Here is a 15,431-nt window from a genome sequence, read left to right on the forward strand (position 1 = left end):
GCAGGCGCCGATCGCGGCGCAGGGCATTCAGCGAACGGGGTGGGAGTGCTCGTAGGCGTGGCGGTGATTGTTGGCGTAGCCGTTCTTGTAGCGGTCTCAGTGGCTGTACGGGTAAGAGTGGGAGTAGCGGTCGGGGTACGTGTGAGTGAGGGGGTGCGAGTGCGGGTTGGAGTCAGGGTCGGCGTAAAGGTAAAGGTTCTAGTTACTGTGGGGGTCACAGTGGGTGTGCGGCTGGAGGTCGGTGTGGCGTTGGCGAAGATGTAAGGGTGGCAGAAGCCGTCTGAGTTGGAGACGGGGTATTGCTGGGTGTGGCCGTGGCGGGGAGGCGCGTAACGGGAGGCGTAGGGGTAGAGGTGGGGGTGGGTGTTGGGGTGGCCAGTTGCGCGAGCGTTTGTTGGATGATTGGATTCGCCAGCGCTGCGGCGAGCAAAACGTCCACTGCTTGTGCGGGATCGTCCGGCAGGGGCTCGTCCGCTAACTGTTCACCCACGGTGTCGAGCACCTCTTGCACTTCATTGTTGGAAAAGTTTTCGAATCCGCGGGCTTCCAACAGTCGCACTCCTGCCTTCGAAAAAGGATCGATCAAAACAACCGCGGCTGTCTCCGATTGGTTCTGGATGGAACCCCACCGCAAGGACTCGGCGAGAGGTGTAAACAGAATCGCGCGTTAGACCGTTCCGCCTTGCAATTCTGCCTCGAGAAGAATGATCCCCGCGCCCAGCGAGCGCAGCGTCGCGGGCAGAGGAAAGGCACCGTCGCTGGCCACGTCGCTCATCGCGAGGAGCACGCGCGCAGATGACGGTCCGCCCGGTTGCAAACAACCCGCGCGCTGTTCGCATCGGTAGATGCGAACGACGGTGCGTGGCGGGTAGCTCCCTGCGGGCGCCCGACATTCACCAAACAAGGTTCCTCCGGTCGGGCAATTGGATAAGGCCCGGTTGACAGCGAGGCTGAGTTCATTGACCGTTACGACTCCATCGCTGTTGTCGTCAAAGCACGCTTGTGGGCCAGCGTCGCCCAAGGCCATGCGAACGCCAAGGATAAGCTCTTCTATCGTCACCGCTCCGTTCTGGTCGCAATCTCCGTTTCACCGTTCTTGTGCTGCTAGCGGAGGGCCACCAAACGCAAGCACGATCCCCACTGTGCAAGCGGCGCGAAAAAGTTGCCCACCGAGCGACCTAAGAGAGTTGGCAACGGAAAGCCACTTCCCGATGAAATGACGCGAAATGATATGAGTTATCTCCATCTTCTCCCTGTCTTGCCCCACCCTGTCCCCCGAGGTGGTAACCAACGTTTCGTACGACGATGGTTTGTGCAGGAAATTTCCAGAGGGTGCAAGTCCTTTTTGAGCCGCGAGTCGCATGCGGTAGCCACGGATACAGGGCCCACGGCACAGGAAAACGCGTGTGGAAGGACGGGCTCCTCTGCACAGCTACGTTGGGCCGCCTTAGGCGCCCACCTCGCAAACCTATTGGTTTTTCCCGCCGTTTGACTTACGGTGATGATCAATGAGGCAGGGACGGCACGGCCGCCAAGGGGCAAAGGCACCGAAGCCAACGCGCAAGGGCCAAAGCGTTTTCGACAAAATTGGCTCGCGGCGCTCCCGCATTGGCCGTGCTGTGGCCAAATTGGTCAAGGCCCTGGATGAAGACGGCCCGAGCTTTGCCGAGCAAGCCCGAGAGTTCATGATCCGATTCCATGATTACTCGCCGCTGAATCGAATGTTGATCTACCTCCAACGGCCCGATGCCACGTTCGTGAAGGGCAGGAGGCAGTGGGAAAAGGAGGGGCGGCGTGTGCGGCGCGGGGCGCGGGCAATCTTCATCGTCGCCCCGGCATTGAATCCGCGAGAGCGCGGCCCGACGATGTTTTTCACCCCGGCAAGGGTCTACGATGTTTCCGACACCGAAGGACCGCCGTTTAAAGTCCCTACCTCGGCGCAAGCTCACGGCGACCGCGAGCGAATCCTGCGCCTACTCGGCGATCTGGAGGAGTGGGTGCAATGCTCGGGAATCAAACTCGTGATCGGATCACCGGCGGTGAACACGCTGATCGACGGTGCAACGGACGGAAAGGTAATCTGGTTGCGCCCAGACCTCGATCCGAGCGCACGCTTGGTGACGCTCGCCCACGAGATCGCGCACGTGAGAATGCACTTCCACCGCGACGATCGCGGGAACCAGCTCTTGGTGGACCAGCAAGGCCAGCCGCTCAGCCGCGACCTTCACGAATTGGAGGCAGAGCTTACCTCATTTTTGCTTCTCGCATGGTGCGGCATTGACAGCATGCAAGGGACGAAGAGTTACCTCGCCAGTTGGAGGGCAACTCCGCAAGCCGTTCAAGAACACGCCGAGCGCTGCTTTCTCACCGCTTGCGCAATCCTGCGTGAGTGTCAGCGAAAGCGTTACCGGAACTTGACATCGACTGGTCCTGAAACCAACACCCGTGCAGCGCGAGCGGCAATTGCCGGATGAGCGGCACCGGTGCTGCAACCCGACAACCCTTCTCACGCCGGCAGCCGCCGCTCTGCGGGCGCCCCAGCGGTTGTGCGGAGGCTGCGCTCGAGCCGAAATGGCCTGCGCGCGGGCGCTCCCCACTGCTGCGCGAACGGCAAGGGTGGAAATGGCCGGAACTCACCATCATCCCCCACTTGCGGGTTTGGGCCGTGTCGATCCTTCAGTCGCTTCGACGGAAAGCAGGGGCCTGTCCCTCGGCTGTCGTGCACGCGGGCCCGTGTTCGCCTGCCCTCGTTAGCGAGCGCTAGCGGCGAAGCCGAGGGCTACGCCTGCAGCAAACGCGACGAAGGTGAAGAGCGTGTTCGCTTGTGCCAACACGATGTTTTGCGTTTCCTGCCACGAGGTGCACAACCTACGTGCGGCAAGCAGAGCCGGGAGCGTCCCCGCAAAACCGAGGGCCACTGGCCAGCGCAAAACGCCGCCGAGCAAGCCTGCAGCGAACCAAAGCCACGCGGCAAGCAGTAAAACTACGAAGGCTCGCGCCGCACGCGCCTTGCCTAAACGCACCACCCAAGTGCGTTTGCCCGCAGCTTCGTCGGCTTTGGCATCGGGAAACTCGTTGATCCAAAGAAAAGCGGCCACCAAGAGTCCGTACGTAACCGAGAGCCATGCCACCTCCCCGGACCACAGGCGGGTAAGAACCCGGTAGCTCCCGTTCATCAGCAGGGGCCCGTAAGCGAGAAACACGGCCAGCTCCCCGAAGCCGCGGTAGGCAAGGCGAAGCGGGGGCGCGTGATAAAAAAAGGCGAGGAGAGCTCCGACAACACCTAAGGGCAAAGCCACCGGCTCGCGCTGGACAACGATGACTACGCCAATGAGGCCGCAAATGGCGTAGCCCACGGCAGCGACGAGGGCAGTTTCTCGCTCCGTGAGGATGCCCTCGACCAGCACCCGTTTTCCGCCTGAAAACGGGCTGCGATCTTCTGGCGCGATTTTGAGGTCGGCGCCGGAGCGGAAGTCGACAATTTCGCCGGAGGCATTTTTCGCCCACTCGAGAGCAAAGATGGCGAGAACGATCGCGCCGAGCCAAGGCCACAACGGTACTCTCGCTGCCCAAGCGGCCGCTCCTGCCACGGCAATCGAGGCCATCGACGCCAACGTGATTCGCGGGTCGGCCAGGCGCCAAAAGCCGCGTCCCCAACGACAAACTGACTGGGCAAAGTTCTCCACGTTCCCAGCTATGCCGCGAAACGCCCTGGCTGCCTAGGCGGGCACTGTCATAGGAGTCGGGCGGGGCACGGGGTGCGGAGGCTACGGTTGGCGTGCGTAGGGCGCGCAACGGTTGCTCAGCCATTTGCTGCTGAATTGCGGCCCATGGGCTGGTCTGGGGCGGATGCCCTGCGGGAGCACGTGGGCCGGCTTTACGTGCTTGACAAAGGTTTGGCGTGAAAAGTAACTGCCTCATTCAGTGCACTCGTCTCGCCGCCGACCCCGATGGGAATAGGCAGGACGGCACAACATCGCGGCCTATGGCTTCGCGGGTGCGCGGAAAGGAAGCGGAAGGACAAATTGAGGCTAGCTGCGCGAGAGAAGCAGCGAGCCGAGGAGGCACGCGGTGAAGACGACGGTGGCGAACTGCACCCGCTGTGCGCTTGCGTTGATCTTAGGATCGGTTCCCTACACTGGTGCGCTGCTTCTTCTCGGTACCGGCGGCGCGGCAGTGGCGGCGGTCAAGGCCAGCGCCGGTGGCGCTTGGGACAATTTGCCGGCCGCGGCCCGAATGGTGGTGTCGGCCAGCATCGGCCAGCAACATGTGGCTTATCATGTACTGCGGAAAAACGGGCGGTTTCATTTCGTGAACGAGGCCCACGGTTTCGAAGCGACACTCGGAGTCGACGGTGGCGTACAACTGCGCATCGGACAGGGAGAGGTTGCCATCGTACTCAAGGGAGTGGGGTACGGTGAGGAAGTGGGGGGCTCCCTCCTGTCGAGGTAGAGGCGACGCAGAACCGAGTAACGTTTCGCCGGGGCACCCTCAGCGAATGGTACGTGAATGGCCCCCTCGGCTTGCAACAAGGCTTCACCATCGAGCAGCCTCCTGGTCGACCAGCCTCGATTGCATCGCACGGTTGCGTACTTGCTAGACACGCCTTTGGCTTGGCGAGCGGCGAGCTGTCCGCGTGTGGAGCTTGCGGTGCAGGCGGAGGATTTTTCGCGTTGCCGTTGACCTTCCGAGTCGAATTGCGCGGATCGGTCCATCCGAAGACCGAGGCTGGCGGGCGCGATGCCGCCCTCGTCCTCGACGAAGGAACCGAGGGCTTGCCGGCGGCGGGACGGCGCCGCGGCGTCGCAGTGTCCGCAAGCGCTTTGGGATACCGGGGGCTCTTTGTGTACGACGCAACTGGGAAAGAGCTCGAGGCGTGGATGGAGGTGCGCGGCAACGTCTTACTCCTGCACATCCAAGACACCGACGCAGCATATCCGATTGTGGTGGATCCTTTTATCCAGCAGGGCAAGCTCACAGCGTCGAACGGCCAGGAGGGTGATGAGTTCGGATTTGCTGTTGCCGTGAGCGGGAACACGGTGGTCATCGGCGCACCGTTTAAGGATTCATCCACGGGTGCTGTGTATATTTTCGAGGAGCCGGCCTCCGGCTGGGCCACCACGTAGTCGTCCACCGCCGTGCTCGAAGCCTCCGATGGCGCGGTGGATAATGTCTTTGGCGCCTCGGTAGCGATTAGCGGGGACACCATCGTAGTTGGTGCACCGTGGAATAGTAGCGGCGGCAGCGGCGGGCCGGAATTTATCGGAGCGGCTTACGTGTTCACCAAGCCTGGTTCAGGGTGGGCCAGCACATCGACCTTCAACGCCAAGCTCATTGCCTCCGACCCGCAGGAAGGTGACTTTTTGGGATTCTCTGTAGCCATTAGCGGGAACACTATCGTTGCCGGGGCGCCGTACAAGGATTCGGGCCGCGGCGCCGTCTACGTGTTCGAAAAGCCGGTCGGCGGTTGGGGTAGCGGCTCGGTGATGTTCCAGACCGCAAAGTTGACAGCATCCGATGGCGCGCAGTCCGATCACCTTGGCTCGGCAGTGGCCGTGGAGGGGGACACGGTCGTGGCTGGGGCCCCGGACGACGACAGCACTGTTGGGGATTCGGGCTCCGCGTACGTATTCACCAAGCCGGCCAGTGGCTGGTCAGGTTCGCTCACACAGACAGTAAAACTCACGGCTTCGGATGTAACTGCCTTCGATACCTTTGGCTCGGCCGTAGCCGCGAGCGGTGGGATGGCGGTTGTCGGCGCGCCGGGGCAAGAGCGTGGATCAGACCTGGTCGTCGGCGCCGTTTACGTGTTCTTAAAGCCGGGGGGCGGCTGGGCGAGCACGTCGACGTTCGATGCCAAGCTTACTGTCGGGGAAGGAGCCGAGGGCGACCAGTTCGGATCTTCGGTTGCGGTGGAGGGAGACACCGTCGTGGTGAGAGCACGGACACGCGACGTTGGTTCCGCGTCGGATGCTGGCGCAGCTTACGTCTTTTTCAAGCCGAGCTCCGGGTGGGCCACCACGTCCACGTTCGATGCCAAACTCACGGCTGCAGACGCAGCAGCTTCGGACAGACTTGGTCGGTCCGCATCCGTTTTTGGCTCCCTGGTGGTTGTGGGGGCACCCGGCGTCGATGTCGGCTCCCATTCGAGTCAAGGTGCGGCTTACATCTTTACCGTAGGCGGTGAGTGCGGCAACGGCATTGTGGAGCACCCGGCGGAAGAATGCGACGACGGGAATACCCGAGACGACGGTAATTGCTGCTCGGCGACCTGCACCTTTACAGCCGGTGCTGCGTGCGACGATGGGCTCTTCTGCACAGCGAACGATGTCTGTGACGCTGAAACACGTTCCTGCCTTGGCCAAGGCGATCCATGTGCGGGGGAAGAGTGTCAAGTGTGCGACGAGGGTGCGGATCAGTGTGTTCCGGTGACGGTGGGAACCAATTGCACCGACGACGGCAACCAATTGCACCGACGACGGCAACACCTGCACCGACGACGTGTGCGACCCCACTGGAAGCTGCAGCCACCCGCCGAACAATGCACCTTGTGACGATGGGATCTTCTGCAATGGCGCGGATGTCTGCCAAGGAGGCAGTTGTGTGCATCCGGGCGATCCCTGCGCCACCGGCAGTGCGTGCAACAACGTTTGCAACGAGGATGCAGGCAACTGTTTCGTTGCCGGCGGGACGCCGTGCGCCGATGATGGCAACCCCTGCACAGTTGGCTCCTGCGATGGTGCGGGAACGTGCGTGCATACCTTCGTAGATACCAACAACGACGGGGTGTGCGATGCCATCGAGAATGCCGGGCCCAACGGAGGTGACGCCAACGGCGATGGCACTGCCGACTCGCAGCAGTCAGAGGTGACATCATTGCCGGACGCGGTGACCGGCGCCTACCTGACTCTGCTCACGAAACCGAGTTGCCCACAGAGCAACGTTGCCGCAATCGGTCCTGGCGGACTCGCCACGGCGGACAATCGCCTGCCCTTTGGGGCCCTGGCGTTCACCTTGCAGTGCGAGTCGACGATGGTGACGGTTTACTACCACGGCGTAAGCAACTTGGAGAGTCCGCCTTTCCGTTATCTGAAGCGCGGGCCGAACCCACCCGGATCGCCAACCGACGTGATTTACTTCCTCGGGAACGCCACCTTTGGCTCGGCCTATCCGTACGGGGTGCCCGTGGGTGCAGTGGAGTTCGCCTTGCAAAACAACGCCATCGGTGACGACACCGGTGACGATGGCCTCATTGTCGATCAAGGTGGGCCCGCGTTGCCGGCTCCAGCGGCGACCCCGGCGGCCACTCCGGCGGCTCTCGGCCTTTCTGTGTTGGCTCTGCTGGTTGTTGCATGGCGCGCATTGTCGCGGCGTTCTGGCTGACGGACCTCCCGTGCGCCGAGTGGCGGGGAAAGGTTCGGATCGCCGAGGGTGTTGAAGGGCCGCAACGAGGAGCATCGAAGTCCCGGCAAGGTTGCTTGTCTCGCCAGGCGGGTCGGGCAGCAGCGCGCCTCCTCCGCGAGGGAGAAATACCGCTTTCCGTTGGCATGCAGTTTCACGTGGCCGTCTTGCGGAGGAGGAACAGCCGTGATGTGAGGGGCTCGAGACGACATGGCGGGGAGCTCCGGTTCGAAGAAAAAGCGTTGCCTCAGCGTGTGTGTGGCGACGGCTTTGGCGGTAGCTGGCTGTGGGGACGATGGCGAGCGCGTTTGCACCCGCGCGGCGCCGCTAGCGGTGCTTAGTGCTTTTCCTGCAGAGATGGCTGCAATGCTCGCCCATGCTCGCGGAGTCCGGGTCGTGGAGGCCGGGGGGCACAAATACCGCCTCGCTGACATCGGCGGCCGGCATGTGGTGATTGCGATGACTGGGATCGGCCTCGCCAACGCGCGGCGGGTGACACGGCTCACGCTGGAACAGTTCGGCCCCGCTGGGGTGGTGGTCGTCGGTGTTGCCGGAAGCAGTCGCGTGCCCATTGGCAGCGTTGCCGTGCCGCGGCGTTGGCGTTTGAGCGACGGGCGGGAGTTCGTGGTCGACCCGCAGTGGTGGCAGTGGGTGGAAGCCAATGCCCTGCATGTCGATCCGCTGCTGGCGCGCTGCGGCATGGCGTACTTGGCCGGCGGCGCAATGCCGGTCTGCATGCCCGAGCCGCCGCGCCTGCTCGCGCTCGAGGTTGCACTCAGCGACGATCCGTTCGCTGGCCAACCGTTTCCCTGCCAGGAAGGCGGGGACGACCTGTACGGCTGCGATCTACCCCCAAGCCGCATTATGGGAGGCACAGGAACGCAGGCAGCGAACGAGCCGGCTCATGTGCCGCGCAACGACGAGGGGCCGTGGATCAATGACATGGAGTCCGCCGCCATTGCCGAGGTGGCTTCGGAGTACGGGATCCCGTTCATCGCCTTTCGAGCTGTGTCGGACGGGCCCGGCGATCCCCTCGGACTCCGCAACTTCCTGTTGCAGTTCACCGCCTACTACCGCTACGCAGCCGCAAACGCCGCCGTCGCTGCCAACGCGTTTCTCGCGACCATGCCGTGCCCCTGAACAGGCCCCTTCGGATGGAGCTAAGGAAGTTCGAAGTCGGACGTGGTTTGCATCTTCTCCGGCCTCCAGGAAGTCGTATCGGAGGAAGAGACAAAGCGGGGTCGCGCTGAGTCAACTGGCACTGGGGCGCTTGCAGCCGATGTGCGGCCGGCGGGCAAAAGCTGCGTTGCCCTGGGTTTTGCCGGCGTTACCGATGAGCGGTCAAAGCACCCACGGTTTTACGCCAGGTCGACGACTCTGCCCTCCCAGGTTCACGGTAGCTGAACACCTGTACGGTCAGATTGCCCTCGTTATCGAAGGTCTCCAGGCTGGTCACGAAGCCTCCGGGGACCGGCTTGCGGACCACCCAACTTTGGCCAAGGCCGGTGTAGCGCACGTGCAGGTTGAACTTCTCGTCGAGGACATTCCACCACTCGCCGGCAAGGCGCACATGTTCGATCGGACCCTTATAAATCTGCGTTACGCCACGGTTGCCGACGAATATCATGATCGGCTGGCCGGAGGCGGCCACATGTTGGAGGAGACACCACAAAGCATCGGGCCGGGCGCGCTCAGCCCACTCGGCACCCAGGGCATGCAGGGCGCGGAGCCGCGAGATGCGAAAACGATGAAGAACGGAAAAGGTGTCATGGGTATCACGCATGGCGGCCCAAGCTTCGCGGAGCGCCACAGAGTCCACGGCGGTCTCGAATAACGATGGCTGTTCGGGCTCCTCTGCAATTTGTAACGCCGCGGTTCGGACCGAGCTTGCCTCCGGGTCGGCAAAGTCGATGCGCAGTCGGTCCTGGAGCTGCACGTCCGTTCCCTCGATAAAGAAAACCTTGTGCAACGCATTGCCCCACGCATCGAAAAACAAAACGCCAGGGCGTAATTGCAATGGGTTCGGAGTTACGACGAGTCGGCCGAAGCCAAAGCGAGTCAAGTTCAAGCGCAGGTCGATTTCGGGACCGAGCACGAGCGCGTCGCGCTCGGAGTAAGCAAATGGGGCGTAACGGCCCTCCCGTTCGATCACCGCGAGGCGGTTGCGAGTCAGGCCGAGAAGCGGCCCCGCTTTCTCTAGGGTTAGAAAAATGTCTTTGAAATGGGGCCGCAATGGCAGCACCTGTTCGGGGAAGGCATCGAGCAGGTCAAGCTCGGTGACACCGAGGGCGTTCGCTGCGTCAAGTGTGCGTACCCGGCCTCGAGTCGCGACCAATTGGAAATAGCGAGTCTGAATCGAGGGAATCTTCTCCTTACCCAAGGTGGGCATTTCAAACCTCCTTTCTCGTTTGTTGAAATTCGAAGCGCGGCACGAAAATGGGCCTCTGGTTTTTTGCAACGCCGCCGATGGAAACTGCTGTGAGGCGTACGCCGAGGATGCGTTCGGGAAGGGGGCTGAGCAGAATCTCTTTGGTCGGGCCGGTAGCCTGCACGGCCCCGCGGTTTAACAGCACCATGCGATCCGCTACGGCGCTGAGGAACGGAATGTTGTGACTCGCGATCAACACGCTGGCGCCGGCGGTGGCGAGTTCGCGGAGCAAGGTGCTAAGTCGCTGTTCGTGTTCCAGGTCAAGGTGGTTCGTGGGTTCGTCGAGCAGGAGCACGCCGAGTGCGTGGCCCCCTCCGCGCCAATGTTGCGCAAGGACGCGAGCGAGATGCACTCTCTGGCGTTCTCCACCCGAAAGCGAAGGGTAGGTCCGGTTTGCGAGATCGCGGAGGGCGAATGTGTCGAGGGCTCTACCGACCACACTTTGGACGCCGGCCGCATCGAGCTCTGGAAACGGCAGCAGACCGAGGGCAACCACCTGCCACACGCGCAGAGGAAAGTTCAGCGGCTGATCTTGCGAAAGGAAGGATACGTGGCGCGCGCGTTTTCGATCGGTCCAGGCTGCGAGGGATTTGCCTAGTAACGTGACACAGCCATCCGTCGGTTTGAGTTCCCCGGAACACGCTCGGAGCAGGGTCGTTTTCCCCGCACCGTTGGGCCCGAGGATCCCGGTTACCGAACCGGTGGGCACGGACAACGACACGCAACGAAGCAGATGCCGCGAGCCGACGCGAACGGAAACGCGACTGAGCGAAATCATCGCCAATGCTCCGGGGAAGAGTTGAGCTTGAGAAACAACAACAAAGCTGGGCCGCCGGCGGAGGCAGTGACCAAGCTCAACGGCAGCTCCGCCGGGCTGGCTAGCGTCCGCGCACACAAGTCGCTGGCAAGCACGAACAGGCCACCGGCGAGTGACGCGAGGGGCAAAAGCGTTCGGTGCTGAGCCCCTGTGAGAAGGCGCAACGTGTGCGGCACGATCAAACCGACGAAGGCTACCGGCCCCGTGGCCGCGATTGCGAGAGCCAGAAGCAGGGCGACGGAAACGAGAGCTACCCGTTGCACCCGCGCGGGCTTGAACCCCAAGTAAAAGGCGTTGTGCTCACCGAGGAGCAAAACGTCGAGAGCCGTGCGCAGGCGGTATAAAATCGGCGCCAGGGTCAGAATGCCAGACCACAGCGACGCGGCCACCAGCCAGTTTGCTCCTGCTGCACTGCCCAGCGTCCAGAACGTCAAGGCGCGTAATTGGGCGTCCGAGGAGAGGAAGAGAAACAAGCCCAGCACTCCGGAGCCGATCGCATTGCAGGCGATTCCGAGGAGCAACAGCGCGCTCAGGTTCGTTCCGCCCCGCTGCCCAGCAAGCTTGTACAGGACCGTGAGGGTGGCCAGGGAGACGGCGAACGCACCAGCCGTCATGTGCAAGTGGCTGGGAATCCACGGGCCCACGACGGTGAATGTCCCGAAATAGGTGGCAGCTGCAGCACCGAGTGCGGCCGCGGTCGATACGCCGAGCACGCCTGCGTCTGCCAGGGGGTTGCGCCACAAAGCTTGCAACACGACTCCGGCTACGGCCAAGGCGATCCCGGTGCCTAGCGCCACCAAGGATCGCGGTAGTCGCAATTGGAACACCACGTAGCGAACCGTGTCGCACTCGTGGGGGTCGCCACAGGTCGTGGGCAGAAAGAGTGCGCGGAAGATCACACCCGCGGACAAGCTCTGGGCGCCGAGAAACAACGATAGGAACACCAAAGCCGCAACCGTCAGGGCTAGAAGAGCCAGCCCGGCGCGGTAGCCGTTGAGAGCGCGCGAGTGCGATGGCGCGACCGAGATCATTGCAGACCCTGACTTTGCAAGAGGTCGTGCCCCCGAAAGGCTCGCAGGAGGCGTTCTGCCGAATCCACAGACGAAGGACCGAGGCTGAGCACCGCAACGTCGGGGGCAGTAAAGACGTGTCGTTCACGAGCGGCGCGCGTACGCACGACCCCAGGAAGTTGCCAGAGGGCGTCGACTCCGCCCAAGGTCCTCACGGTTTGTTCGGTGACGATGAGCCAGTCTGGATCGCTTTCAAGGATGGCTTCTGGGCCTAGAGGCTTGAGATGAAGAAAATTGGTTCCCGCATTGGTTGCGCCAATGACCCGCAGAAGTTCGTCGGCCGCAGTGAGACGTCCGGCGGCAAGAACCGTTCCGCTGCCGGGAGCGAACAGCACTAACGCGCGTGGTGGAGCGTGGCTGCGGAGGGCAAGAGCTCTGAGCCCCTCGATTTTCGTCTTCAGCGCGGCGACCAAGCTGGACGCTTCCTGTTGTCGACCGAGGTAGTTCCCTACTTGCGGGATCAACGTCCAGAGTTCGTCGAAGGTCTCGGCGGGACTCAATTGCACAAACCGACAGCCAGCGCCGCGCAGTTGGGCGACGGCGTGCGCCGGAGCCGCATCCTCGGCTGCGAGCACGAGGTCGGGTCTTTGGGCGAGCACACCTTCAGCGTTGAGATTGCGGTAATACGGGAGGTAGGCCTTGGCAGCCGCGGCGGGAGGGTGAACGCTCGCTGCGTCGACCGCCACGACTTGTTCGTCCGCGCCGAGGGCGAAGACGATGTCTGTGAGCACGGGACCCAGCACGACGACGCGCTGCGGACGTGGCTGCCCACCATTGGTGTGCTCCTGCTTTTCGGCGAGCGGTGGTTGGGCGAGTCCGGCAGTAGCGGCAAGAACGACGAGCAGTGCACAGTAACGATGTGTCCAACTCAATTTCACGGCATGCTCCTTTCCGGTTGCAGCTCGAAGCGCAGCGCGACCTCCACGGGCACCGTTCGCTTAGTTGGAGGCGGACCGATGGCGCGGGCGGCTTGCTTGAGCGTGTGCAGGGCAGCGAGCCCCAGCAGGGAGTCGTCGGCGCTGACGACGCGCATGTTCCGTACGGATCCTGAAGGCGAAATTTCGAAGGCAATGACTGCAATGCCTTGCAGCTTGAGCCGCCGCGCTTGTTCGGGATACCGCTTGTGGGCATCAAGCAGCGCGCGCACCTGTGCAAGGTAGGTTGCCACTGGGTCGGGTGCGGGCCTCCCTTCGGCCTGCCCCGGGGAAAGCCCGGCCGCAAATCCAGCCCCGGTGTTGGCGGAGCCTGCAATTTCAGACGAACCGGTTGGCTCAGAACCCGCAAGCTCGGCCGGGGAGCTGGCAGTCTTCGGCACCGTTCGGGCGGCGCGCGCTTCTGCCGGTTGCGTGCGCCGCTGGCCAGACCGGCGCACTTGCCGTCGGGTAGGCGCCGTTGGCGCGCTCGGCATCGTCGGTGGGCTTTGCCCGGCGACTGGTAACGAGGGAGAAGACCGCACAGGCCCAGCGGCCGCAGGCTCCGCCTGTTCGGGCAAGATCTGCACGCGCACAATCGCCGGTGGGCGGGGCGAGACAAAAATTGACTGCCGCAAAGCGAGCCCGACGGCAGCATGCACAGCCAACGAGAAGGTTAGAAAATGGCCAAAGCGACTTGCCAGAATGGTCATGAGCGAGTGTGCACTCCGAACAAGACGCTGCGACGCCCAGCGAGGCGCGACAGTGGACCAGCCACGCCGTATTCTACATCCAATAGGTTCGTGGCTTCGATGAACAGAGCGGTGCCCGACAGCCATTGCGCACTGGTGGAGGGCAGGTAGCGCCGAACCCAAGGCTGCAGCCCGACTTGCAGCCGCGTGTTCACCGTCCAATGCGAGCGGGCAATTTGATCCGGGGTATTGAGGAGGTCGGTGAAGGTGCGGTCTTCATACTCCGCCCATAGCTTGGCCTGCACGGCTTGTTCCGGAGCCACCAGCAGCAGGCTTGGAATGAAACGGTGGGGTGGCCGGAACGGCAGCTCCTTGCCCATTTCACCGGGTCGCTCGGAAGCGTTGCGCGAGTGCAGAAAGCCATAGGCGAGCCCGAGAGTGGGCTGGAGCCGGCGAGGCGCCCAGCCGGAAAGCTCGGCAAGCGAGCATTTGACCGACAGGTCCACGCCAGCGGTTTCGGCGCGGGCGACGTTAGCGTACTGGAATACTTGGCCGGCGAGGGAGGGGAATGGGTGTTGGAAGCCACCTACGCACTGAGTGCTGCTGGCGCAGAGGAGAACAACATCGATCAGATTGCGGAAATCGTGGCGGAAAGCATTCGCTTCCAGACGCATTCCGCGCAGCGGAATCCACTCTGCTTCGAGGTTGAACGCGTAGTCGAATTCTGGCCGTAGGGAACGGTTGCCCAGAATGGCGTAGCCGGTGGGCCGATCGCCGATGGCAACGACGTTGTTCAGGTCGACGTCATAGAGCTGGAGTAGATCGGGCGCCCGGTAACCCCGTCCTCCGGCAGCGCTGAGGCGAAAGCGGTCGCTGGGTCGCCAAGTAATGACGAGGCGGGGGGTGACCTGCACGGGGAATAAACTGTGGAGGTCGAAATTCACACCATCGGCAAGGGAAAGCGCTCCGAGATTGTTCCATTCGTGTTCAATGTAGGGGCTTTGCACCGTTGCCGTTCCCCCGCCGTGGGGGATGCTCACAAGCTGACTGCTCGTGGCCACACCCGGCAGAGCGTGTTGTTCGAGGCGGGGACGCCGAGCCCGGTAACCGAAGGAAAAGGTGTTGGAAGAATCGAGGACCAAAATGGGGTTGGAGGAAAAGTCAGCCTCGAAGAACCATTGTTCGAAGTCGACGTCTTCTTGGAATCCGGGCAAGCTGTTCTCACGATCGAACCCGTAGCGTCCGCCAAGAACCGCGAGCTCCCCAGCTTGTACGAAGCGGTAAGTCCAACCCAGGTCAGTGCTGAGGTTCGTGCGGCGGCTCTCGGGCCCCTCGCGTACAGGTAGAAAATGGAGCGTGCCGCTGAGCGTAGAGGCTGACGGGTGCTGCCAATTTGCTCGGAGAAAAACGTTGTCGCGCACTTGTTTGGCATCGGAATTGGAGCCTTCGAATTGGCGGCTGATCGCGCCGAATTGTTGTGCGAGAGCGAACTCGTCGTGCTCGTACGCCAATAGGTAGCTAAAACTTCGATGGCGCCCGGCAAGGGAGAACGCGCCGAGGAGGCGGTCGAACGAGCCACCGGCCAGTTTGGCTGACCACGAGGGACGTTCCTCGGGCGTACGGGTCACGATATTCACACTGCCGGCCATGGCTTCGCTATCGACGAAGCTGCCGGCAATGCCGCGTTGCACTTCGACGCGCTCAATAAGCTCGACTGGAATGTCGCGCACGTCGACGACGCCGTCCACACCTCCCAGCAGCCGCTTGCCGTCGATAAGGATGGCAACCTTGTTGGGGTCGGCTCCTTGTAGCCGCACGGTGCTCGCGCCCAGTCGAAATGTTTCATTGCGCCGCACATAAAGGTCGGGGATCTCTTCGAGAACATGTTCCACGGAAAGCGCGGTCGTGGCTTCGATGGTGGGTCGATCGATGTCCTGCCTGGGGACCGTGCGCTCGGAAACCGTTTCGGCGGGGTGGGTGCTGGTGACGGTGATCTCCTCGAGGCGGAAGGCTTTTGGTGCAGCGTTCTGGGCTGCATCGTCTCGGTTCATTTCAGCGGCTGCAACTGTCGGCGTAAAGACCAAGGCAAGCAGGCTCATGGCCAAGCCTTTC

The 15,431-nt window shown here is 62.6% G+C and carries 14 protein-coding genes and 1 pseudogene; 6 read left to right on the plus strand and 9 right to left on the minus strand.

Annotated features, from left to right (window positions below):
- Nucleotides 1–35 precede the first annotated feature (35 nt).
- Nucleotides 36–373: pseudogene (locus N3C12_07160) on the minus strand (hypothetical protein).
- A gap of 294 nt (nt 374–667) precedes the next feature.
- Entirely contained in the window at nt 668–1,060 is a 393-nt protein-coding gene (locus N3C12_07165; protein ID MCX8072212.1) for a hypothetical protein, read from the minus strand.
- A gap of 448 nt (nt 1,061–1,508) precedes the next feature.
- Between N3C12_07165 and N3C12_07170 the strand changes: the two genes are divergently transcribed.
- On the plus strand, nt 1,509–2,474 hold the full coding sequence (locus N3C12_07170; GenBank protein MCX8072213.1) for an ImmA/IrrE family metallo-endopeptidase: 966 nt from the start codon (nt 1,509–1,511) through the stop codon (nt 2,472–2,474).
- Between the two features lie 276 nt (nt 2,475–2,750).
- On the opposite strand, the gene N3C12_07175 is transcribed toward N3C12_07170, so the two are convergent.
- Nucleotides 2,751–3,686 (minus strand): prenyltransferase, encoded by a 936-nt coding sequence (locus N3C12_07175; protein ID MCX8072214.1) that lies wholly within the window; start codon nt 3,684–3,686, stop codon nt 2,751–2,753.
- Between the two features lie 385 nt (nt 3,687–4,071).
- On the opposite strand from N3C12_07175, the gene N3C12_07180 reads away from it, so the two are divergent.
- The 5 genes from N3C12_07180 to N3C12_07200 all read left to right on the plus strand — a co-directional run bounded on the left by N3C12_07180 (nt 4,072) and on the right by N3C12_07200 (nt 8,541).
- Complete coding sequence (locus N3C12_07180) at nt 4,072–4,452, plus strand: hypothetical protein (protein ID MCX8072215.1); 381 nt, start codon at nt 4,072–4,074, stop codon at nt 4,450–4,452.
- Between the two features lie 221 nt (nt 4,453–4,673).
- Nucleotides 4,674–5,126 carry an FG-GAP repeat protein gene (locus N3C12_07185; GenBank protein MCX8072216.1) on the plus strand — a complete coding sequence of 151 codons (453 nt, stop codon included), beginning with the start codon at nt 4,674–4,676 and terminating at the stop codon, nt 5,124–5,126.
- 12 nt (nt 5,127–5,138) lie between these two features.
- A complete protein-coding gene (locus N3C12_07190; GenBank protein ID MCX8072217.1) occupies nt 5,139–6,554 on the plus strand; it encodes a hypothetical protein in 1,416 nt (471 codons plus the stop codon).
- Between the two features lie 49 nt (nt 6,555–6,603).
- A complete protein-coding gene (locus N3C12_07195) occupies nt 6,604–7,383 on the plus strand; it encodes a hypothetical protein (protein MCX8072218.1) in 780 nt (259 codons plus the stop codon).
- Nucleotides 7,384–7,611: 228 nt separating this feature from the next.
- Nucleotides 7,612–8,541, plus strand: a complete 930-nt coding sequence (locus tag N3C12_07200; protein ID MCX8072219.1) for a hypothetical protein — start codon at nt 7,612–7,614, stop codon at nt 8,539–8,541.
- 187 nt (nt 8,542–8,728) lie between these two features.
- Here the strand turns inward: N3C12_07200 and N3C12_07205 are convergent, their stop codons facing one another.
- Genes N3C12_07205 through N3C12_07230 form a run of 6 tightly spaced genes read right to left on the minus strand, consistent with a single transcriptional unit; the run spans nt 8,729 to nt 15,418 of the window.
- Nucleotides 8,729–9,790 (minus strand): hemin-degrading factor, encoded by a 1,062-nt coding sequence (locus N3C12_07205; protein MCX8072220.1) that lies wholly within the window; start codon nt 9,788–9,790, stop codon nt 8,729–8,731.
- Nucleotide 9,791: 1 nt separating this feature from the next.
- Entirely contained in the window at nt 9,792–10,607 is an 816-nt protein-coding gene (locus N3C12_07210; GenBank protein MCX8072221.1) for an ATP-binding cassette domain-containing protein, read from the minus strand.
- A complete protein-coding gene (locus N3C12_07215; protein MCX8072222.1) occupies nt 10,604–11,677 on the minus strand; it encodes an iron ABC transporter permease in 1,074 nt (357 codons plus the stop codon). The genes N3C12_07210 and N3C12_07215 overlap by 4 nt, the downstream gene beginning before the upstream one ends.
- Entirely contained in the window at nt 11,674–12,594 is a 921-nt protein-coding gene (locus N3C12_07220; protein MCX8072223.1) for an ABC transporter substrate-binding protein, read from the minus strand. The genes N3C12_07215 and N3C12_07220 overlap by 4 nt, the downstream gene beginning before the upstream one ends.
- Nucleotides 12,591–13,340 carry a TonB family protein gene (locus N3C12_07225; GenBank protein MCX8072224.1) on the minus strand — a complete coding sequence of 250 codons (750 nt, stop codon included), beginning with the start codon at nt 13,338–13,340 and terminating at the stop codon, nt 12,591–12,593. Before N3C12_07225 ends, N3C12_07220 begins: the two co-directional genes overlap by 4 nt.
- Nucleotides 13,337–15,418, minus strand: coding sequence for a TonB-dependent receptor (locus N3C12_07230; protein MCX8072225.1), 2,082 nt, complete (start codon nt 15,416–15,418; stop codon nt 13,337–13,339). Before N3C12_07230 ends, N3C12_07225 begins: the two co-directional genes overlap by 4 nt.
- Between the last annotated feature and the right edge of the window lie 13 nt (nt 15,419–15,431).

It is taken from the genome of Candidatus Binatia bacterium (assembly GCA_026415395.1).
In the GTDB taxonomy this organism is placed as follows: Bacteria; Desulfobacterota; Binatia; order HRBIN30; family HRBIN30; genus HRBIN30.